The organism is Bacillus cereus group sp. BceL062 (assembly GCF_051780025.1).
Lineage (GTDB): Bacteria > Bacillota > Bacilli > Bacillales > Bacillaceae_G > Bacillus_A > Bacillus_A toyonensis.
Genome location: NZ_JBPWGY010000016.1, coordinates 1 through 20,959 on the forward strand (window position 1 = coordinate 1; position 20,959 = coordinate 20,959).

Here is a 20,959-nt window from a genome sequence, read left to right on the forward strand (position 1 = left end):
GCGTTCATCCTGAGCCAGGATCAAACTCTCCAATAAAGTTAGTTTGTCTAGCATCTAAAAATAAAAATTGACGTTTCACGTTGTTTGTTTCGTTCAGTTTTCAAAGAACTAAAAGCGGGTGAAGAGAATCGAACTCTCGACCAGAGCTTGGAAGGCTCTTGTTTTACCACTAAACTACACCCGCGTGGTCGGGAAGACAGGATTTGAACCTGCGACCCCCTGGTCCCAAACCAGGTGCTCTACCAAGCTGAGCCACTTCCCGTAATTGGCGCGCCCGAGAGGAGTCGAACCCCTAACCTCTTGATCCGTAGTCAAACGCTCTATCCAATTGAGCTACGGGCGCTTATTCATGATGTTTTTTCGTCGTTGTCTTTTGGCGACTCAGTTATCTTATCATACTGCTTTTTCAAATGCAAGTACTTTTTTAAGATTTTTTTCGATGCGGCCGAGAGGACTTGAACCTCCACGGGGTTTCCCCCACTAGGCCCTCAACCTAGCGCGTCTGCCGTTCCGCCACGACCGCGCGGAAAAAACAAAAGTGAGCCATGAAGGATTCGAACCTTCGACCCTCTGATTAAAAGTCAGATGCTCTACCAACTGAGCTAATGGCTCGTAAATGGCTGGGCTAGCTGGATTCGAACCAGCGCATGACGGAGTCAAAGTCCGTTGCCTTACCGCTTGGCTATAGCCCAATGAAATAGTTTTCTTCTTTTTAAAGACAAATGTTATTGTACCATAATGTCCAATAAAAAACAACTGCTATGTAGCAGAAGTTAAAATGGCGGTCCCGACCGGGGTCGAACCGGCGATCTCCTGCGTGACAGGCAGGCATGTTAACCACTACACCACGGGACCATTTGGTTGCGGGGACAGGATTTGAACCTGCGACCTTCGGGTTATGAGCCCGACGAGCTACCGTGCTGCTCCACCCCGCGATAATACTATTCATATAAATTTATATGGTGGAGGATGACGGGATCGAACCGCCGACCCCCTGCTTGTAAGGCAGGTGCTCTCCCAGCTGAGCTAATCCTCCAAAGTGGTGACCCGTACGGGATTCGAACCCGTGTTACCGCCGTGAAAGGGCGGTGTCTTAACCACTTGACCAACGGGCCAATATGTATGGCAGAGAAGAAGGGATTCGAACCCTCGCACCGCGTTAGCGATCTACTCCCTTAGCAGGGGAGCCCCTTGAGCCACTTGGGTACTTCTCTGTATGGCTCCGCAGGTAGGACTCGAACCTACGACCGATCGGTTAACAGCCGATAGCTCTACCACTGAGCTACTGCGGAATAATGAAGACAATTTGTATCTTATAAAACTTCTCATCGTAAGTCAAGATGTTTTTTAACAATATCTTGCACAAACGTGACATGTTTATAATATACTGGATTGCGTTTTCACTGTCAAGATGTTTTCGCTACCAGTTTTAGTTTTCCCTTACACTTTCCACAGACATATCTTTTTGTATTTATTTGACGTCTTCTTACATATTGAAGCGAACACTCCATACATTCATACATATAAACCTTCTTTTCCTTCTCTTCATTAATCATTCGCTTACAAAAACGTGGCGCACCTACCTTTTTTAATAGTTCACGAAAATCCCTATCCCGATGCTTATATCCTCTCCCTGTAATATGCAAGTGATAATGACAAAGTTCATGTTTAATAATCCCGACTAATTCTTCTTTACCATACATTTCATAATATCGATAATTCAGTTCGATATTGTGACTCTTCAATAGATAACGTCCACCAGTTGTACGTAATCTATTATTAAACATCGCTTTATGTAAGAATGGCATCCCGAAGTATCGTAGGGATACTTCTTCCACTAGCTGCTGAATTTCTTTCTCATCCATTCTCATTCCTCCTAAACAAAAAAATATTTTTACACTTTTCTCCCTTCCTATACATATATTAAATAGTACATATACCCATCCTCATTCAAGAAGCGTGGTTTCTAAAAATACGACATTAATAGAAATCCACTCACCAACCTCTCATCAATAGTACCTTAACTACAAAGGTAAATTTTTGAGAGTAGGATTATACAAGGAGGGATTCCTATGCCTACATGGCTAAAAAAACAAATGCAACGTGCATATTTTGAAAAAAACCGGTATCAAATTAAATTGCTAAATGAATGCTGGTTTTATTATAGCAAAATACATCAAAGCTCATAATCCATTACACTTTCTACTCCATAAAAAAAAGAGCAGTTTTATCTGCTCTCTTTTCTTACTATTCAATCGGTAACATAGATAATGCAACACGACCTTTTTTTGTATCAATATCATCTACCCATACTTTTACGATTTGCCCTACAGATACAACATCTAATGGATGCTTTACAAACTGTTTGCTTAATTTAGAAATATGCACTAAACCATCTTGTTTTACACCAATGTCAACAAAAGCACCAAAATCAACAACGTTACGAACTGTCCCTTCCAGTTCCATACCACGCTGTAAATCTTCTAATTTCAAAATCCCTTTTTTCAGAAGTGGTTTTGGCAATTCATCCCTCATGTCTCGCTCTGGACTAATTAAGGCATCAATAATATCAACCAATGTCGGCTCACCGATCTCCGTCTCTTGAGATAATTTAGAAACATCCACTCCCTCTAAACTCTCCTGCAAGTTCGGTTTCCCTACATCATTCTTCGATAACCCTAGACTCTTTAGTAGCAATTCGACATTTTTATATTGTTCTGGATGGATCCCTGTACGATCTAACGGATTCGCGCCTTCTAATATACGTAAAAACCCAATACACTGTTCATATGTTTTCGCGCCTAAACGAGGGATTTTCTTTAATTCAGTACGCTTCGTAAATTTCCCATCTTCCTCACGCTTAGCTACAATATTTTTCGCAACTGTTTTTGATAACCCCGAAACATATTGTAACAACGCAACTGAAGCTGTATTTACATTCACACCAACTTGGTTAACTGCTGTCTCTACCACAAATGTTAACGATTCATTTAATCTCTTTTGAGTTACATCATGTTGATATTGCCCCACCCCTACCGATTTAGGGTCAATTTTCACGAGCTCAGCAAGTGGATCTTGCAGGCGTCTTCCAATTGAAACCGCGCTTCTTTCTTCAACTTGGAAATCAGGGAATTCCTCACGAGCTAAATCGGAAGCCGAATACACACTTGCCCCTGCTTCATTTACAATAATATAAAAAACATCCTGTTTCACACTTTGTAATACATCTACTATAAACTCTTCCGTTTCTCTAGAAGCTGTGCCGTTCCCAATTGCAATCATTTCAACTTGATATTTATCTATAATAGAAAGAACTTTCTTTTTTGCATCATCATATTTACGAACAGGTGGATGCGGATAAATAACATCGATATATAGAACTTTCCCCGTATCATCTACTACAGCTAATTTGCAACCAGTTCTATATGCAGGGTCTACGGCTAGCACAACCTTCCCTTTCATTGGAGGTTGTAATAATAAATTACGTAAGTTCTCAGAGAAAATATGTATCGCTTGTTCTTCAGCTGTTTCTGTTAATTCTTTTCGAATTTCTCTTTCAATCGAAGATTGAATTAATCGTTTATAACCATCCTCAATCGCTAATTGTACATAATGCGCACTTTTTGAATCGTTATCACGGATTACTTTCTTATATAAGAAAGTTATTATCTCATCTACTGGTGGAACAACAGAAACTCTCAATATATCTTCTTTCTCACCGCGATTCATCGCTAATACACGATGCGGCACTACTTTCTGCAACGGTTCTTCATAACTGTAATACATTTCATATATATTCTTTTCATCTTTTTCTTCGTCTTTTACAGCCGAAGACATAACACCTTTTCTAAAAGTAACATTCCGAATCCAACTACGATACGCAGCTTCATCTGAAACGATTTCTGCAATAATGTCTTGCGCACCTTGCAACGCCTCTTCTGCAGATTCCACTTCTTTTTCTGCATTAACAAATTCCATAGCCTTTTTAGCCGGATCTTCTTTTTTATATAACAATAACCATTCAGCTAGCGGTTCTAATCCTTTTTCTTTTGCAATCGTCGCTTTCGTTCTTCTTTTCTCTTTATAAGGACGATATAAATCTTCTACTTCCTGTAGTTTCGTTGCGGCAACAATATGACGGCGCAACTCTTCGGTTAGCTTACCCTTTTCACCAATAAGACGAAGAACCTCTTCTTTCCTATCTTCAAGCTGCATCATATATTGCCATCTCTCTAAGATTGCACGAATTTGCACCTCATCTAAGGAGCCTGTCCATTCTTTTCGGTAACGAGCAATAAATGGAACTGTGTTACCTTCTTCTGTTAATTGAATAACATGACGAACTTGCTTTTCGGTAAAGCCTAATTCTTTCACTAACATTTTCATTAACGCTTGTCGATTATCTACCATTTCCATATACAACCGTAACCTCCTCTATAATAAAAAAAAGTTGCCCTTCAAAGAGAGCAACTTAAACTGCCGATTTAAAAATCTATTAGTCCTAAACTAATTTGTAACGCTTCATCTACACGAATCATCATCACTTCATCCAAATGAGTGATTTTGTCCGTTAAGCGTTGCTTATCGATTGTTCGAATCTGCTCAAGTAAAATAACAGAATCTCTCTCGAATCCATACTTTTTCGCATCAATTTCCACATGAGTGGGTAATTTCGCTTTTTGAATCTGTGCAGTAATAGCCGCTACAATCACCGTTGGACTAAAACGATTTCCGATGTCATTTTGAATGACAAGAACCGGACGAACGCCTCCTTGCTCAGAACCAACAACTGGGGAAAGGTCTGCAAAATACACGTCGCCGCGTTTTACAATCAAAATATTACCCCCCGCTAACTAAGCGTTCTACCGTATGAGCTGCTTCATACTCTGCTAAGAAAGCTTCAGATGCAATACCAAGATTAATTTTTCCCATTTCAATGTACCCACGTCGCATTGATTCATGTTGGTAGCGTTTCTTCGTCTTATGTTGACGCAATAACAGTTGTGTTGCCTGGCAAATTAGTTCATGGCGATTCTTATTCTCTTGTTTTCCAATTCCGTCCAATTCCGTTACCATTTGCTTTGGCAACCGAACCACGATTTCAGTAGTTACACTTGATTCGGACACAAAAATACACCTCCACCGTCAACTACACACCCAAATATATATATGACACCTATTGTAATAATACCATTGTATGGAGCCTGTTGCAAAGACTTCCTTATTCCTTGCTTATGTTTTCCAATTCACAGGAAAAACATTCATCTTCTATTATTTTTCATCTTATTTTAAACAAGGAACAAAAGAATTCCTCTGCAAAACTTATATTAAAAGTGATTATAAGTAAAAGCTTCTCATCAAAAAAGAGCATATTCTCCATCAATAAAAAGCTCACTTAAATGACAAGAAGCAAATTAGATGATCTTCTATATATTATTCAAATAATTGATGATTTCTACAACTTTACCATGTCGTATAAATATTCTCGGCACACGGAAACTAATCGTTGCAATAATTTCATAATTAATAGTCCCGGAATATTCAGCAACCTCTGTAGCGCTAATATATTCATCACCTTGTCGTCCAATGAGTGTAACTTTCGTACCAAGCGGGACTTCACAAGGAAGATGAATCATGAATTGATCCATTGTTACTCTCCCTACAATCGGTACTCTTTTACCATCCACAAGCACTTCAAATCCTTGTAATCTTCTAAGCCAGCCATCTGCATATCCAATCGCAACAGTTGCAATCCATTCTTCAGTTTTTGTTCGGTAAGTGACGTTATAACTAATTCCATCCCCTTTAATCACCTGTTTAATATGAGCAACTTTCGTATGCAATGATAACGCCGGTTCTAATTTAAATGGTAAAAAAGGACGTATTTCTACAGATGGGGATAATCCATACATCGCAATACCAATTCGTACTGCATTAAATGTAATTCCTTGAAAACGTAAAGTTGCAGCACTATTAGCTGTATGGACAAATTTAGGATCCACTCCGAATTCCTTCAACCAACTTAACTGCTGCAAGAACGTGTTATATTGCTTATCAAAATACGAAGTCTCAACCTCATCTGCTGTTGCGAAATGCGTATATACCCCTTCTAACTCTAAAAATGGTGCACCTTCTAAACTCTTTAAGAATTCTTTTAATTCTTTGCGTTCGCGTATTCCAATTCTCCCCATACCACTATCAAAATTAATATGGAATTTCATTATAGATGAACCATCCCATAGTTTGATGGCTTCTTCCACCCACTCTTTTTGAAAAACAGTTAATGCTACATCATTTTCAGCAGCTACATTTATATCTCGAGGCGGGGAAGGACCTAGCACTAAAATTGGTACGGTAATACCAGCCCTTCTAAGAACTAAGGCTTCATCTAAAAAAGCAACTGCTAATCTTGTTGCACCTGCTTCTAATGCCGTTTTAGCCACCGGTACATAATCGTGCCCATATGCATTCGCTTTAACTACAGCAAAAATCTCAACATTACTCGGAATGAACTCTTTAATATGCGTAATATTGTTATAAATCGCATCTAAATCCACTTCCACCCAAGTATCACGGTAAAATGACGCTTCTTCCATAAATACACTTCCTTATACACGATATGCGAAGCTTATTCTTTTATATGCTTCTTTTATGAAATCCACCTTCAAACTAAGAAAAGACGTGGTGCACATATATCACCACGTCTAAGAAGTTTACTTCACCTGCTTCGCTGTAACTGAACGAGCTACCATTAACAACTCATTCGGCTCTAAACCTTTAGACACGAGCATATATTCTACTCCGTTATGTGACCACGTTACAGATTCTTTCGTCAATGCACCAATCGTAAACCCAAGATCAACCGGCTCTCCACTTACACTTACCGCTGACGAAGCCTCTGCAACTTTTGCCTTTTCTTGTATTAAGGTAAAGGATTTCTTATTTCCAGTGTATGTGAGTATCGCACGCTTGCCACTGTCTGTCTTCAACTCTTTTTCGTCTTTCAGAGTCATACCTTGCGGCGTATCACGCGGATACAAAATAGCAAATGGTTTGTCTTCTTTCGCTGTTGTTTGAACATCTACTTGCGCTCTAGACATATTTTGTTTCGTATCAAATGCACCTTTATCAAATTTCGCATCGAATTTCACTTTAGAGAAATCTACTTTCACAAGAACATTTTGATCATTATCCATTAATTTCACCGAAACTGGTGTTAAATCGCTTTTCTTCAATGCAATCTCTTGTTTCGGTAACATATTTTGATGTTGATAGTTTGTTTTTGTTTTAAAAATATAATATTTATCTGTTTTCTCGAAAGTAAGGTTTTTCTTATCCTGCAAAATATCTCTTACAAGTGATTCATATAAATAGGCCTGGCTACTATTTTGCGGCCAATCACTTTGAAAACGGAAACTCTTATTAAGCGCTGGCGTTAATACAAATACCCCTTCTTCATTTCTTAAAATAATTTGGCTCTGATCTTTTTTTGCATTCTGTAAATTCACACGATAAAAAGAAGGTTCTTTATGCCAAATTTCCACGTTATACTCCTGAGGCTCATTCCCTGTTTTAATAGTTAATTTCGCTTCAGCTTGATAACTTTTCATCCCTTTCACTTTCGCTTCTAAATCTCTCACGACATCATCTTGTTTCTTTTCCATACAGCCCGCCAACACAAAAACGGTCAATAAACCGACAAGAACTAAAAACAGACGCCTTTTCATCACTTCAGCCCCTTTGCCCCTATAAATGAATGGAAGGTGTACCTTCCTTATCGCTACCTCAAATATATGAGACAAGGATATGAAATATGCAGACTAGCGTGACGAGCTTTCTAAAACAACTTGTGCAACAGCAAATTCCTTACTATGACTAATTGATAAATGAACAATATACTCTGTATTTGCAATAAGAAGCGGCTTACCTCTATCATCATTTTTCACTTCAATATCTAAAAAACTCACTTCTTTCCCGATACCAGTGCCTACCGCTTTTGAATACGCCTCTTTCGCTGCAAATCTTCCCGCTACAAACTCTATAAGGCGACTCCCTTTCAGTTCCATAGCAACATTACGTTCACTTTCAGTTAAAATACGTTCCATAAATTTAAGCTTTCCATCTAGCATTTTTTCAATTCGATTTAATTCAATAATATCTATTCCAATCCCTATAATCATTTCGAAATCCCCTTCTTCTATTTAACTTTCTTCTTTCATATTGTAAGAATAACAGAGAATCATTCTGATGCAAAAGGAGTGATACTACCAACATGCTAATACGACCCACTCGCATTTCCTTAAATCCAATCATCCTCTCTTTACTTCTTATTCAACTAGTCATGATGATGTTAGACGACTTCTTTCTCTTTCCAATGGCAGCTAACAATGAATATATCACTAAAGGAGAATGGTGGCGTGTCATAACTTCTCTGCTCGTACACGTGGACTTACAACATTTTCTTTCTAATAGTATTTGCTTATTTATTCTTGGCTCTTCTATCGAAAAACAACTCGGACACATTTCTTTTATCATTCTATTTTTCCTTCCCGGTATTTCCGGAAATATCGCTTCTTATATCATTATGCCTCCTGAATACATTCATGCAGGAGCATCTGGTGGTATTTTCGGGTTACTAGGCGCCCAACTATTTTTATTGTACAATCGATACCGCCCTTCACACTCAAAAGAAATTGCTATTTTCTCAATCATGATACTTATATTACTATTATTTACTTTCTTTAATCCTTTCGCCAATCCTATAAGCCATTTAGCAGGATTAATAACCGGTGGTATTTTAACTCCTTTTTTAACAAAAAAATTCGATGGCGCTGAGCTTATTTAATGTAAAAGCTCGCACCATCGATAATTTCCACATCTATTTGTTTACTTAAGTCTCTCATGAGTTGAAATAAAGACTCATCCTTCTTCTTCGCCTCAATCATACAATCAATTTGCCCAACACTTCCCTTAATCCTTCTTAAAAAAGATAAGAATGCATCAGCATCAATAAAATCAGCGTGTGCCCTCGGGTCTTTCTCATCTCTAGGACTGGAGATATGCATTTTAACTGGTAACAAAGATGTTTCCCACGTATGAACAACACGCGCCCAATCTTCATGCCAATCTTCTCGTTCATTGTTCATCGTATGATGATGCAAATCAAACACGACCGGAATGTCTAATTTTTCTCCTAAATACAATGTTTCCGCTAGCGTGAAGGTTGTATCATCATTTTCTAACATGATCATTTCTTGAATACCCCTTGGAACGTTAGACCAATTTTCTATAAAGCGTTCTAATGCGAGCTCTTTATCTTTATAACCTCCTCCAACATGTAATACACATCGTTGCTTATGTTCAATCCCCATACCTTTTAACATTTTTTTGTGCATCTGCAAAGTTTTTACTGACTGTTTAAAAATACTTTCCTCCGGTGAATTTAGTACAACAAAGTGATCCGGATGGAAATCAATACGCATATTCATACGAATTGCGTATTCACCTAGCACTTTTAAACTTTCTTTTAATGGACGAATATAGTTCCACTCTAACAACTCCTCATGATTCGCTAAAGGAATAAGCTTAGAACTAAGTCGAAAGAAAGATATATCATGCCCCTTATTATGCTTTAATAACCGCAAGCAATTTTCCAAATTCGAATTAGCGATTCTTTCAAGTTTACGAATCGCAGCCTCTCGATCATCAATCCGTTGAAACTGTGCATATGTCATCGTTTGAGATGGAGATGCGTTCTTCAAATGCACACTCATCGCAACATACCCAAGCCTTACAAGCATATCGTACCTCTTTTCTACATGAGTTATTATGTAGTATGTACAATTTTAGAAATAAAAAAAGAGAATGCCAACAAAGGGCATTCTCTTTTTTTATTAAGCTTGTGGACGGCTATGATGTTTTCTTTCGCCGCGTCCATTTGAAGAAGATCCAGGGCGACCTTGACCTTCACCTCTACGACCACGGTTACCATCACGGCCACCATCACGATTGCGATCACGGTTACGACCATCGCCACTGCGTCCATCACGGTTACGGTCACGGTTACGACCATCGCCACTGCGTCCATCACGACTACGATTACGGTTACCATCACGGTATCCGCCTCCGTTACCACCGCGTTTTTTAGAACCGCCACCTCTTGAAACAACTGGTGGTTCTGATGTTAAAGCGATTGGTGTTGTATCTGGCTCTTTTGTCATCATTTTTAAAGCAGCAGCTACTACTGTTACAGAGTCGTTCTCTTCTAACATTTCTTCTGCAATACGCTTGTAGTATGATAAGTTATCATTTTCAATTGTGCTTTGAAGTTTTTCAGCGATTAAACGTTGTTGACCTTCTAGTGCCTCGTCAAGTGTCGGTGCTTCCATACGGTCAACCTTACGTTTTGTTGTACGCTCGATATTTTTTAATTGTCCTGATTCACGTGGTGTTACAAATAACATTGCAATACCTTTTTTACCTGCACGGCCAGTACGACCGATACGGTGAACGTATGATTCTGGATCTTGTGGGATATCGAAGTTGTATACGTGTGTTACGCCTGAAATATCAAGACCACGCGCAGCAACATCTGTTGCAACAAGAACTTCAATAGCACCTTCTTTAAATTTACGTAATACAGACATACGTTTCGCTTGTGTTAAGTCACCATGAATACCTTCTGCTGCATAACCACGTAAGTTTAATGCTTCTGATAATTCATCAACACGACGCTTTGTACGACCGAATACGATCGCAAGCTCTGGAGATTGAATATCTAGTAAGCGCGTTAATACGTCAAACTTTTTCTTTTCTTGCACTTCTAAATAGAACTGCTGAATGTTTGGCATTGTTACTTCTTTTGCTTTTACTTTAATGTGTTGAGGCTCAGTCATGAAACGCTCAGCAATACGACGGATTGGATCTGGCATTGTCGCTGAGAATAATAATGTTTGATGTGTTTCTGGCACATCTGTTAAAATTGCTTCAATATCTTCAATGAAGCCCATGTTTAACATTTCATCCGCTTCATCAAGAACAACAGTCTCAACGTTTTGTAGGCGAAGTGTTTTACGGTTAATATGATCTAAAATACGACCCGGCGTACCAACAATAATGTGTGGGTGTTTTTTTAGAGCACGAATTTGGCGGTTAATATCTTGACCACCATAAATTGGTAAAATACGAACACGTTTATGTTTACCAATTTTGTATAGCTCTTCTCCAACTTGAATTGCTAATTCACGCGTTGGCGCGATAACAATACCTTGAACTGCTTCTTTACGAGTATCTACTTTATCTAATAGCGGTAATCCAAATGCTGCTGTTTTCCCTGTACCTGTCTGCGCTTGCCCAATAATATCTTTACCTTGCAATGCATGTGGGATTGTTTCAGCTTGAATCGGCGTAGCCTCTTCAAAGCCCATACTTTCAACAGATTGCAATAAAGATTCACTTAATCCTAATTCTCGAAATGTTGTCAATGTTACTTCTCCTTTTCTATCCTATACTTATCATTTAAAAAAAGGCATTTTCCGAATTGGCGGAAAAGCCCTTTTCCTGAATGCTCACGTATATAAACGGGCGTATTTCTACACGAAAATACTTCTAAACGTTATTACACTTTATCAATTATAAGTTTTGTATGTGCAAAAAGCAAACCCAACTGTTACCTTATTTTCATATTCAGGACTTTTTTTCTTCACTTTTATTTTTTAACATCCTCTGTAAGCGCTTATTATAAGTTTCTTCTATTTTCGTGACTATCATCCCTATTTATATTCACCAATTATTTCAACATCGTAATAACTTCTTCTAATTTCATACCACGAGATGCTTTAACTAATACAACATCGTTATTACCAACTACCGCCTGTAAATCTTTTACAAGCTCTTCTTTATTATGATAGGCCTTTACACGTTCACCAGGGAAATTAATTTCCGCTCCCTCAGCAATTTGAGCCCCTAATCTACCATATGTGAATACATATGAGATTTTTGCTGGGTCAATTAATTTACCTACTTCATAATGAAATTGAACCTCTTGGTCTCCAAGCTCTAACATATCACCAAGCACGACGATTTTTTGAGAAAAACCATCTAAACCATTCATTAAATGGAATGCTGCTTCCATAGCTGTCGGACTTGCATTGTAAGCATCATTGATAATTGTTAACCCACTATCCTTTTTTACAATTTCCATGCGCATACCTGTCATTTGAAGTGTTACTAAACCTTGTTTCATTTCTTCCCATGTCACACCAAAATGTTTCGCAATCGCCATGGAAGCAAGTGTATTATACACATTATGTTTCCCTAACACTGGTATATAGAATGAAATGTTTTCTTCTCTATTCATTTTAAAATGTGTGCCAGTTGCCTGTAATGTTACAGTCGTTGGATAGTAATCGTTTGCTCTCGCATCACCAAATGTTACTGTTTCCGTCGCTAAATTCATTTCAGGAACACGATTTGTTAATAATGGCTCATCTCCGTTATATACGAACACTCCGCCTTCTTGTAATCCTGCCACAATTTCTAATTTCGCTTCTGCAATTGCCTCACGAGAGCCTAAATCCATTAAATGCGCCTCACCAATGTTCGTAATGATAGCTGCATTAGGACGAGCTAACTTAGATAAGAATTCAATTTCTCCTCGGCTTGACATACCCATTTCTAATACAGCAACTTCCGTATTTTCTTCTAGGTTTAAAATAGTAAGAGGTAAACCGATATGGTTATTGAAATTACCTTCTGTTTTTTGAACTTTGAATTTAGTCGCAAGAAGGCTTGTTACAATATCTTTCGTAGATGTTTTACCGTTACTACCTGTCACACCAATAACTTTAACATCCAATTGATCGCGATAGTTTTTCGCTAACATTTGTAATGCCAATAGTGTGTCTTCTACAAAAATAACTGGAAGATTCTCAGGCGGATTTGCTACATCTTTCATCCATAATGTAGCAACAGCTCCATTTTCAACAGCTTTATCTACAAAAGCATGTCCATCGAAACGTTCACCTTGAATCGGAACATATAAATTTCCTTTTTCGATTTTTCTCGTATCAATAGACACTCCCTGTATAGTAATTCCCTCATACTGCTCTGCTAATCCCGTACCATTTATCATCTGTTCTACTTGTTTTAACGTTCGATTAATCATGAAAACACTCCTTACATAGAGGAAGCACTATTCCTTCGAATAGTGCCTCCTCCTTTTTTGTTATATTGTATATTTAATTTTTTGTTTTTCTTCGTGACGTTCAATCGCTAAACGAATTAGCTCTTCGATTAATTCTGGATATGGTAATCCAGTATGTTGCCATAATAGAGGGAACATACTAAACGGCGTAAATCCTGGCATTGTGTTTACTTCGTTAATATATACTTCTCCGTCTTTCGTTAAGAAGAAATCAGCTCGTGTTAAGCCTGCACCATCTAAAGATTGGAATGCAACAATTGCATCTCGCTTAATTACATTAGACTCTTCTTCTGTCATTTCAGCTGGAATAATTAACGCTGTATCACCATCGATGTACTTCGACTTATAATCATAAAAGTCCTTTTTCGGTACGATTTCACCTACAACTGAACATTTCGGTTCGTCGTTACCTAGTACACCAACTTCTACTTCACGACCTACGATATTTTCTTCTACAATAATTTTGCGGTCGAATTGGAATGCCTCTTCAAATGCACTCTCAAGTTCTTCACGATTTTTACATTTATTAATACCAACACTTGAACCAAGGTTTGCTGGTTTTACGAAGCAAGGATACCCTAACTTCTCTTCTACTTTGTCATAAGCTTCTTCGCGATTTTTTTCCCATGCACTACGAATGAAAGATGCATATTTCGCTTGTTTCAAACCAGCTTCTGCAAAGATATTTTTCATAACAACTTTATCCATACCGGCAGATGATGCTAGAACACCATTTCCTACATAAGGAATGTTCATTAATTCTAATAACCCTTGAACCGTTCCATCTTCACCATTTGGTCCATGTAGTAATGGAAAAATAACGTCGATAGCATCTTCCTCAGAAGTTGCAGATGGAATAATTTCCGTGCTTAATGATAACGGAGAAATCGAATTTTCTGCACCGCTCATTTTTAAAGCTTCAACATCCGTTACTTCACCTTCAATACGCTCACCGCGTACCCATTGACCTTGCTCTGTAATATAAATCGGATGAATCTCGAATTTATCTTGATTTAACGCTTTAATAGCAGCAAGAGCCGTCTGTAACGAAACTTGATGCTCAGCTGATTTTCCACCATATAATAAACCTAATTTAATTTTCGTCAATTAAATCACCCTAACCAATTGTTTTCATTTTTCTATTTTAGCACTTTTTATAAAAATAGGTAGTTCCTATTTGAAATAAAATGTAACTTCCACAAATAATTAAATGACACCACTTATTGGATTTCTACACTTTTCTATTTCATTTTCTTCACAACTACACAAAATGAAATGACAACCTAATCTAGTTATGTACCTAAAATATGTAGAAATCCCCTTTTTGTGTATGTCACCTATTTTATTAAGAAGATTGTTTGGTTAGTGTGTCCTTTTGCCTTTGTTCCACGAGGCGATCTAAAGAAACGTATACAATACCCGCAACTAAACATCCTACACCTAAAATTGTAAATAAGAAATTTCCGAGTAATCTATCTAATAAAAAACCTCCAAGAAGTGGACCAAATGCACTTCCCGTAATCCACTGCAAACTCGCTGCTCCCATATAAGTTCCTCTCAAATGCTCAGGGGCCAAATTCGCTACAAACGTCATCTGTACAGGCGACATAATCATCTCGCCTAACGTATATATGGCATACACGAACATTAACGTCACTAAAATAATTGTAGCATTTGTATTAAATTCTCCAAACCACTTCGGTAACCACCCTATAAAAAACAAACCAATTCCAAACAAACACGCCCCGTATAACATCGTCTTTCCGACAGGTTTATCTGTCGCCCATTTTGAAATTTGAAACTGGAACAACACAACTAATAGTCCATTTAGCGCCATTAAATACGGGTATGGATTGTTAACTCCAAAAATATCCTTCATTTCATTATCAAAGTGAAGTGGTAACATGCCTTCTGTTTGAGAAAATCCCATAGAAATAATGATACCTGCTAACAAATAAATCATTAACGCCTTATCTCTCATTAAAACTTTCCAAACTGCACCTGATTCCTTCTCTGCATTCTCTTCTTTTTTATCTGCTGCTTTTGGCATTGTTTCCTGGATAAGAATTAGTACAAGTAATGCATAAAATAGCATCGTAGAAGAAGCAATAATAAACACAAGATTCTTTGACAACACCACTACTGATGCACCCATTATTGGACCGATTGCAGCACCTATATTGTGTCCCATTCGCAATAAACCATATGCTTCGGTTCTTTTTTCTGGCGCGGTCACATCTGCAACCATCGCTGATGCAGCTGGATGAAATAAAGAATTACTTAATCCTAAAAAAACAGATAAAATTGCATATGAAATAAACCCTTCTATAAATAAAAAACCGAGCATTAATAATGCATTACTTGCCATTGAAAATATCATAATCGGCTTTCTTCCATATATATCAGCAATTCTTCCACCTATAAGCGATCCAAAGCTTGCAGCAATTGGAGAAAGCGCCATAATAACTCCAACCTGTAATAAAGAATCTACCTTATCTTTTAAATATAATGCGAAAAAAGGCATTAACATCATCATCGCAATTCCATTCAATGTCTCACCGATAAATCGAATCCATACGTTACGATCCATTCCCCTTAGCTCACGCCATGTATTTTTCATATTTTCACCCCTTTAGTTGACCAACAATTATCTTATAATAGATTCAGAAAAATGTAAATTTTCAAATAAAAAAATCCATTCTAACAGAATTAGAATGGATTTTTCCACTTATAAATTCGCTACATCATCTTCTTTTTTACTATTATTTAAAACACTATGTTTTCGACTATATAAGAAGTAAACCGCTATACCTATAACCATCCATACTCCAAAACTAATCCACGCTGTCCCTGATAATTGAAGCATTAAGTATAAACAGAAAATTACTGTTAACGCTGGTAAAAATGGTACGAGTGGCGCCTTAAATGCTCTTGGTAAATCCGGATGAGTCTTTCTCATCACAATAACCGCAACAGCTACGAGTGCAAAGGCTGACAATGTCCCCATGTTTACAAGGTGTGCCAATACATTTAAATCTATTAATCCTGAAATCAATGCTGCAATAATACCCGTTGTCCATGTATTTAAAAACGGTGTTTTAAATTTCGGGTGAACCTTAGCCAGACGCTTCGGCAATAACCCATCACGGCTCATCGCATATGAAACACGAACTTGCCCATACATCATCACTAGCATTACAGTTGTAATCCCTGTGATTGCCCCTACTGAAATTACCCCCGCTAAACCATCTTGTCCAATAAATTGAAGTGCAAAAGCAACTGGATCTGATATATTCAGCTGTCCGTATGGAACAATTCCTGTCAGAATAAGTGAAACAACGATATAAAGAACTGTACATATTAATAACGATGCAATAATGCCGATTGGTAAATCACGTTGTGGACGTTTCACTTCTTCCGCAGCTGTTGAAACTGCATCGAATCCTATAAATGCGAAGAATACTGTAGCAGCCCCAGCCATTACACCATCTAAACCAAATGGCATAAAAGGCGTCCAGTTTTCAGGCTTCACATAATTAAAACCAGCAAAGATAAAAATAAGAACAACTGCTATTTTAATAAATACCATAATATTATTTACACGTGCACTCTCTCGAACACCCCTAGATAAAAGAGCTGTCATCACTAAAATAATTAAGACTGCAGGCAAATCAATTATTCCACCTTTTCCTGTGCCCGGGGCCGAAGAAAGAATGGTCGGAATATGAATCCCAAATCCCTTTAGTAAAGACTGGAAATACGCGGACCATCCATTTGCTACAGCAGATGTAGCAAGTAAATATTCAAGCATTAAATCCCAACCAATTAAAAACGCGAATACTTCTCCCATCGTCGCGTACGTATATGTATATACGCTACCCGAGACAGGAACTGAAGAAGCAAATTCAGCATAACAAAATGCAGCAAAGGCACAGGCTAATGCGGCTATCGCGAATGATAATATAATAGCTGGTCCAGAATGTTTTGCTGCCACTACGCCTGTAAGAACGAAAATACCAGTTCCAACAATCGCTCCGATTCCAAGCATAGTTAAATCCAGTGCGCCCAATGTTCTCGCTAACGTTTTTTGCTTACTTTCTTGCATTAACTTTGCAATAGGCTTCTTTTGAAAAATTTGCTTCATCGTCCACTCCTCCAAGTTTTAAATTTTCTGAAAATTTTTAATTCGCTTTTTCATTTTACTCATAACACTTTTTCTCGTCAATACTTTTGTCGAAATAAGTAGAAATCTTTCGGAATATACAATATCCTTATTATTCTTTCTGAGAATCTTTCTATCACCTTATTTTGGTGTCATTATACATATTAAAGAGGCGTGCTCCTTTATTGAGCACGCCTCTTTTTGCTTATTTCACAGTATATGAACCATCTTCAATCCAGCTATACATATACTTTTCATCTTCCGTTTCATGTGCTTGTTTTACAATACGAAGCGGACGGAATGTATCTATCATAACGGCTAATTCAAGCGTCTCTTTCTTTCCGATACTTGCCTCTGTTTTCCCAGGATGCGGCCCATGAGGAATTCCGCTCGGATGAAGTGTAATAGACCCTTCTTCCACACCTTTTCGGCTCATAAAGTTTCCTTCTACATAGTACAGTACTTCATCACTATTCACGTTACTATGATAATACGGTGCCGGGATAGATTCTGGATGATAATCGTATAAACGCGGTACGAAAGAGCAAATGACGAAATTATGCCCTTCGAATGTTTGATGCACTGGTGGTGGCTGATGAATACGGCCTGTAATTGGTTCAAAATCCTCCACATTAAAGACCCACGGATATAAATAACCATCCCACCCAACAACATCTAGCGGATGATGCCCTAAAACATACTTATGCATATATCCTCTCGACTTTGTCATTACGACAAACTCACCTTTCTCATCATATGTCTCTAATTTTTCCGGGCCACGAATATCTCTCTCGCAAAACGGGCTATGTTCTAACAATTGCCCATATTCATTGCGATAGCGACGTGGTGTTGTAATTTGGCTATTCGCCTCTACAACAAGAAACTTAGTCTCTCCTTCATCTGGAATAACACGATAAATCGTTCCAATTGGGATCGTTACATAATCACCTTTTCTATAGTGAATCGTTCCGAACATTGTTTCGATCTTTCCGGTTCCATAATGAACAAATAACATTTCATCGCCATCGCCATTACGATAGAAATAGTCCATTTTTTCTGTCGGAGTCACTACTCCAATTAATAAATCCTCATTCCCAAGCATAAAATTTCTTCCGCTTACTGCATCGCCCGTTTTTTTATTTTCTTTCGTGCGAAAATGACGATGTGCAAGAGCTACATCTTCTTCATACTGCAACTGACAAGAATGAGATACTGCCGCATGACCTACTTCCGTTGGCATATAATGATGGTACAAAATAGACTGCGTACCAGAAAAACCTTTCGTTCCCATTACCTGTTCACGATAAAGCGCTCCATCTTTTTTACGAAATTGTACATGTCGTTTATGAGGTAGCTCCCCCATGTGACGATAAAACATGCCCATCACCTGCTTTCATGTCTTTTTTGACCGTATTACGTAACGTACCTAAACCAGTAATCGACAGCTCTACAACATCTCCATCTTGTAGCCACTCTTCTGTACCAAGTTCTAAAATACATCCTGTTCCTACTGTTCCAGAACCGATCACATCTCCCGGATATAAGGTCACGTCTTGTGAAGCACGTTCAATCATTTCAGCAAACGTATAGTAAATATCTTGGAAATTTCCCTTTGATAATAGTTTCCCATTCACGTGAGCAGTCATCTCTAAATCATATCGATTACCATTACGATAAATGTCTAATTCCTCTTTCGTAACGAGATACGCTCCTAATGAAGTTGCAAAGTCTTTTCCTTTTGCTGGTCCAAGCCCTACCTTCATTTCTGTTGCTTGTAAGTCCCTTGCACTCCAGTCGTTCATAATACAATAACCAAAAATATATTCCTCTGCTTGCTCACAAGAAATATTCCTTCCTTCTTTTCCGATTACACAAGCAATCTCTAATTCATAATCAAGCTTTTTAGACTTCTTCGGACCAATTACAAAATCATCTGGACCAATAACAGCACGATGGTTAGTAAAATAAAAAACCGGGACATCATACCATTCAGGTACAACATCTAGTCCTCTTCGTCCGCGAGCTGTTTTTACATGCTGTTCAAATGCATAAAAATCTCGAATGCTACCCGGATTAGGAATAACAGCTGTCAATTGTACTTCTTCTAAGGAATATATACCCTTGTTTGGATTCTTACTATTACTCAGCAACTCTACATACTCATCCGCTTTCTCTAAAAAGGCGAGCATAGATGAAGGGACTTTTCCGTCACTAGCAAGATTCATATCGATTACTTTGTCACCTTCAAGCCACCCAGCTCGCATTTCTTTCGAAGGGAGACGAAATGTAACAAATTTCATCATAATTCCTCCCTATGAAAATGAAATTTCCACCAGCAAAAGAATTCTTGCTGGTGGATACAAATCTTATAAATTTCCGCGACGCTCTTGTTCTCTTTCAATTGATTCGAATAATGCTTTAAAGTTCCCTTCACCAAATCCACGAGAACCTTTACGTTGAATGATTTCAATAAATAAAGTTGGACGGTCTACAATTGGTTTCGTAAAGATTTGCAGTAAATAGCCCTCATCATCACGGTCTACTAAAATCTTTAATTCTTTTAACTTATCAATTTCCTCATCGATTTTTCCAACTCGCGCAGTTAACTCATCGTAATACGTATCTGGTGTATCTAAAAACTCCACACCATTTGCACGAAGCGCTTCAACTGTTTTAACAATATCACTCGTTAATAAGGCAAGATGTTGTACACCTGCTCCATTATAGAATTCAAGATATTCTTGAATTTGCGATTTTCTCTTTCCATCTGCTGGTTCGTTAATAGGGAACTTAATACGACTTCCATTCGTCATAACTTTTGACATTAATGCCGAATACTCTGTACTAATATCATCATCGTCGAAATGGATCATTTGTTTAAAGCCCATAACATTCTCGTAATAACTAACCCACTCTTCCATTTTCTCAACGTTACCAACTACATGATCTACAGCAATTAAACCAGATTCTTCAAATGGAATATTAAACTCAACCTTTTGGAATCCTGGCATAAATGTTCCTTTATAATTTTTACGCTCTACAAGCGTGTGAATTGTATCACCATACGTACCAATAACTGCTTTTTTCAATGTACCATCCTCATCTGTTAACTCCTCAGGTGGAGCAATTGCGACGGCACCACGTTTCACCGCTTCCGAGTAAGCCTTATCAACGTCATCGACAAGTAATGCAACGTCTTTTACACCATCACCATGAGTTTTTACAAACTCTGCGATACGATTATCGCTACCTAGGGCCCCGGACACAACAAAACGCATATTTTTTTGCACAAGAACATAAGATACCTTTTCACGGTTTCCTGTTTCTAATCCAGAGTAAGCCACAATTTTGAATCCGAACGCTCTCGCAAGGTAATAACTCGATTGTTTTGCATTCCCTACGTAAAACTCCAAATGATCTACATCACGTACCGGAAAAAAGTCCTCCATTTGTGCAGCTAGCGTATCCATAGATTTTTGTTTCATAATATCTTCATCCCCCTGTAAATAGTTTAAATGGTCCATACTTAAAATCAACCGAAAACGCTTCCAATATCAATTTATAGAAATTAGTTAGCAGGCTAACAATTTCTG

At 38.0% G+C, this 20,959-nt stretch carries 18 protein-coding genes and 12 tRNA genes; 2 read left to right on the forward strand and 28 right to left on the reverse strand.

The window, feature by feature from the left end:
- Positions 1–113 precede the first annotated feature (113 nt).
- The 13 genes from ACS2MN_RS27545 to ACS2MN_RS27605 all read right to left on the reverse strand — a co-directional run bounded on the left by ACS2MN_RS27545 (position 114) and on the right by ACS2MN_RS27605 (position 1,865).
- Positions 114–184, reverse strand: a tRNA-Gly gene (locus tag ACS2MN_RS27545).
- Position 185: 1 nt separating this feature from the next.
- Positions 186–262, reverse strand: a tRNA-Pro gene (locus tag ACS2MN_RS27550).
- Between the two features lie 4 nt (positions 263–266).
- Positions 267–343: transfer RNA gene (locus ACS2MN_RS27555), tRNA-Arg, on the reverse strand.
- 97 nt (positions 344–440) lie between these two features.
- Positions 441–523: transfer RNA gene (locus tag ACS2MN_RS27560), tRNA-Leu, on the reverse strand.
- Positions 524–539: 16 nt separating this feature from the next.
- A tRNA-Lys gene (locus ACS2MN_RS27565) sits at positions 540–612 on the reverse strand.
- Between the two features lie 5 nt (positions 613–617).
- Positions 618–692 (reverse strand) — tRNA-Gln (locus ACS2MN_RS27570).
- Between the two features lie 87 nt (positions 693–779).
- A tRNA-Asp gene (locus ACS2MN_RS27575) sits at positions 780–855 on the reverse strand.
- A 3-nt stretch (positions 856–858) separates the two neighbouring features.
- Positions 859–935, reverse strand: a tRNA-Met gene (locus ACS2MN_RS27580).
- A 25-nt stretch (positions 936–960) separates the two neighbouring features.
- Positions 961–1,036 (reverse strand) — tRNA-Val (locus tag ACS2MN_RS27585).
- A 4-nt stretch (positions 1,037–1,040) separates the two neighbouring features.
- Positions 1,041–1,115: transfer RNA gene (locus tag ACS2MN_RS27590), tRNA-Glu, on the reverse strand.
- Between the two features lie 8 nt (positions 1,116–1,123).
- Positions 1,124–1,214, reverse strand: a tRNA-Ser gene (locus ACS2MN_RS27595).
- Between the two features lie 3 nt (positions 1,215–1,217).
- A tRNA-Asn gene (locus tag ACS2MN_RS27600) sits at positions 1,218–1,292 on the reverse strand.
- 114 nt (positions 1,293–1,406) lie between these two features.
- On the reverse strand, positions 1,407–1,865 hold the full coding sequence (locus tag ACS2MN_RS27605) for a SprT family protein (RefSeq protein ID WP_000343550.1): 459 nt from the start codon (positions 1,863–1,865) through the stop codon (positions 1,407–1,409).
- Between the two features lie 207 nt (positions 1,866–2,072).
- Here ACS2MN_RS27605 and cmpA point away from each other — a divergent pair, with 207 nt between their 5' ends.
- Positions 2,073–2,189 carry a cortex morphogenetic protein CmpA gene (gene cmpA, locus ACS2MN_RS27610; protein WP_001143642.1) on the forward strand — a complete coding sequence of 39 codons (117 nt, stop codon included), beginning with the start codon at positions 2,073–2,075 and terminating at the stop codon, positions 2,187–2,189.
- A 58-nt stretch (positions 2,190–2,247) separates the two neighbouring features.
- Here the strand turns inward: cmpA and ACS2MN_RS27615 are convergent, their stop codons facing one another.
- The 6 genes from ACS2MN_RS27615 to acpS all read right to left on the reverse strand — a co-directional run bounded on the left by ACS2MN_RS27615 (position 2,248) and on the right by acpS (position 8,180).
- Complete coding sequence (locus ACS2MN_RS27615) at positions 2,248–4,416, reverse strand: Tex family protein (RefSeq protein ID WP_142345028.1); 2,169 nt, start codon at positions 4,414–4,416, stop codon at positions 2,248–2,250.
- Between the two features lie 68 nt (positions 4,417–4,484).
- Entirely contained in the window at positions 4,485–4,835 is a 351-nt protein-coding gene (gene ndoA, locus ACS2MN_RS27620; RefSeq protein ID WP_000635963.1) for a type II toxin-antitoxin system endoribonuclease NdoA, read from the reverse strand.
- 4 nt (positions 4,836–4,839) lie between these two features.
- On the reverse strand, positions 4,840–5,127 hold the full coding sequence (locus tag ACS2MN_RS27625) for an antitoxin EndoAI (RefSeq protein WP_000004570.1): 288 nt from the start codon (positions 5,125–5,127) through the stop codon (positions 4,840–4,842).
- Positions 5,128–5,426: 299 nt separating this feature from the next.
- Entirely contained in the window at positions 5,427–6,596 is a 1,170-nt protein-coding gene (gene alr, locus ACS2MN_RS27630; RefSeq protein ID WP_000390621.1) for an alanine racemase, read from the reverse strand.
- A gap of 117 nt (positions 6,597–6,713) precedes the next feature.
- Positions 6,714–7,664 (reverse strand): LolA family protein, encoded by a 951-nt coding sequence (locus ACS2MN_RS27635; protein ID WP_002059179.1) that lies wholly within the window; start codon positions 7,662–7,664, stop codon positions 6,714–6,716.
- 156 nt (positions 7,665–7,820) lie between these two features.
- The gene (gene acpS, locus ACS2MN_RS27640) at positions 7,821–8,180 is read right to left on the reverse strand and encodes a holo-ACP synthase (RefSeq protein ID WP_000583422.1); all 360 of its coding nucleotides are present in this window, start codon (positions 8,178–8,180) and stop codon (positions 7,821–7,823) included.
- 92 nt (positions 8,181–8,272) lie between these two features.
- On the opposite strand from acpS, the gene ACS2MN_RS27645 reads away from it, so the two are divergent.
- Complete coding sequence (locus ACS2MN_RS27645; protein ID WP_000908504.1) at positions 8,273–8,845, forward strand: rhomboid family intramembrane serine protease; 573 nt, start codon at positions 8,273–8,275, stop codon at positions 8,843–8,845.
- On the opposite strand, the gene uvsE is transcribed toward ACS2MN_RS27645, so the two are convergent.
- The 9 genes from uvsE to hppD all read right to left on the reverse strand — a co-directional run bounded on the left by uvsE (position 8,838) and on the right by hppD (position 20,851).
- Complete coding sequence (gene uvsE, locus ACS2MN_RS27650; RefSeq protein ID WP_000961175.1) at positions 8,838–9,800, reverse strand: UV DNA damage repair endonuclease UvsE; 963 nt, start codon at positions 9,798–9,800, stop codon at positions 8,838–8,840. The genes ACS2MN_RS27645 and uvsE overlap by 8 nt on opposite strands.
- Positions 9,801–9,893: 93 nt before the next feature.
- On the reverse strand, positions 9,894–11,483 hold the full coding sequence (locus tag ACS2MN_RS27655) for a DEAD/DEAH box helicase (RefSeq protein WP_000206605.1): 1,590 nt from the start codon (positions 11,481–11,483) through the stop codon (positions 9,894–9,896).
- Positions 11,484–11,788: 305 nt separating this feature from the next.
- The gene (murF, locus tag ACS2MN_RS27660) at positions 11,789–13,165 is read right to left on the reverse strand and encodes a UDP-N-acetylmuramoyl-tripeptide--D-alanyl-D-alanine ligase (RefSeq protein WP_000610668.1); all 1,377 of its coding nucleotides are present in this window, start codon (positions 13,163–13,165) and stop codon (positions 11,789–11,791) included.
- A gap of 60 nt (positions 13,166–13,225) precedes the next feature.
- Positions 13,226–14,311 carry a D-alanine--D-alanine ligase gene (locus ACS2MN_RS27665; RefSeq protein ID WP_000161430.1) on the reverse strand — a complete coding sequence of 362 codons (1,086 nt, stop codon included), beginning with the start codon at positions 14,309–14,311 and terminating at the stop codon, positions 13,226–13,228.
- 238 nt (positions 14,312–14,549) lie between these two features.
- Positions 14,550–15,824 (reverse strand): MDR family MFS transporter, encoded by a 1,275-nt coding sequence (locus ACS2MN_RS27670; protein ID WP_000799755.1) that lies wholly within the window; start codon positions 15,822–15,824, stop codon positions 14,550–14,552.
- A 108-nt stretch (positions 15,825–15,932) separates the two neighbouring features.
- A complete protein-coding gene (locus tag ACS2MN_RS27675) occupies positions 15,933–17,348 on the reverse strand; it encodes an amino acid permease (protein WP_000809353.1) in 1,416 nt (471 codons plus the stop codon).
- Between the two features lie 223 nt (positions 17,349–17,571).
- A complete protein-coding gene (locus ACS2MN_RS27680; protein ID WP_000499906.1) occupies positions 17,572–18,744 on the reverse strand; it encodes a homogentisate 1,2-dioxygenase in 1,173 nt (390 codons plus the stop codon).
- The gene (locus ACS2MN_RS27685; RefSeq protein WP_000674028.1) at positions 18,710–19,666 is read right to left on the reverse strand and encodes a fumarylacetoacetate hydrolase family protein; all 957 of its coding nucleotides are present in this window, start codon (positions 19,664–19,666) and stop codon (positions 18,710–18,712) included. Before ACS2MN_RS27685 ends, ACS2MN_RS27680 begins: the two co-directional genes overlap by 35 nt.
- 66 nt (positions 19,667–19,732) lie before the next feature.
- Positions 19,733–20,851 carry a 4-hydroxyphenylpyruvate dioxygenase gene (hppD, locus tag ACS2MN_RS27690; RefSeq protein WP_000810910.1) on the reverse strand — a complete coding sequence of 373 codons (1,119 nt, stop codon included), beginning with the start codon at positions 20,849–20,851 and terminating at the stop codon, positions 19,733–19,735.
- Between the last annotated feature and the right edge of the window lie 108 nt (positions 20,852–20,959).

What these genes read in the sequence shown, in the direction of transcription:
- ACS2MN_RS27685 (WP_000674028.1), bottom strand. Translation starts at nt 19,666, where the DNA reads ATGAAATTTGTTACATTTCGTCTCCCTTCGAAAGAAATGCGAGCTGGG.
- alr (WP_000390621.1), bottom strand. Translation starts at nt 6,596, where the DNA reads ATGGAAGAAGCGTCATTTTACCGTGATACTTGGGTGGAAGTGGATTTA.
- uvsE (WP_000961175.1), bottom strand. Translation starts at nt 9,800, where the DNA reads ATGCTTGTAAGGCTTGGGTATGTTGCGATGAGTGTGCATTTGAAGAAC.
- ACS2MN_RS27680 (WP_000499906.1), bottom strand. Translation starts at nt 18,744, where the DNA reads ATGTTTTATCGTCACATGGGGGAGCTACCTCATAAACGACATGTACAA.
- hppD (WP_000810910.1), bottom strand. Translation starts at nt 20,851, where the DNA reads ATGAAACAAAAATCTATGGATACGCTAGCTGCACAAATGGAGGACTTT.
- cmpA (WP_001143642.1), top strand. Translation starts at nt 2,073, where the DNA reads ATGCCTACATGGCTAAAAAAACAAATGCAACGTGCATATTTTGAAAAA.
- murF (WP_000610668.1), bottom strand. Translation starts at nt 13,165, where the DNA reads ATGATTAATCGAACGTTAAAACAAGTAGAACAGATGATAAATGGTACG.
- ACS2MN_RS27615 (WP_142345028.1), bottom strand. Translation starts at nt 4,416, where the DNA reads ATGGAAATGGTAGATAATCGACAAGCGTTAATGAAAATGTTAGTGAAA.
- ACS2MN_RS27635 (WP_002059179.1), bottom strand. Translation starts at nt 7,664, where the DNA reads ATGGAAAAGAAACAAGATGATGTCGTGAGAGATTTAGAAGCGAAAGTG.
- ACS2MN_RS27675 (WP_000809353.1), bottom strand. Translation starts at nt 17,348, where the DNA reads ATGAAGCAAATTTTTCAAAAGAAGCCTATTGCAAAGTTAATGCAAGAA.
- acpS (WP_000583422.1), bottom strand. Translation starts at nt 8,180, where the DNA reads ATGATTATAGGGATTGGAATAGATATTATTGAATTAAATCGAATTGAA.
- ACS2MN_RS27645 (WP_000908504.1), top strand. Translation starts at nt 8,273, where the DNA reads ATGCTAATACGACCCACTCGCATTTCCTTAAATCCAATCATCCTCTCT.
- ACS2MN_RS27605 (WP_000343550.1), bottom strand. Translation starts at nt 1,865, where the DNA reads ATGGATGAGAAAGAAATTCAGCAGCTAGTGGAAGAAGTATCCCTACGA.
- ACS2MN_RS27670 (WP_000799755.1), bottom strand. Translation starts at nt 15,824, where the DNA reads ATGAAAAATACATGGCGTGAGCTAAGGGGAATGGATCGTAACGTATGG.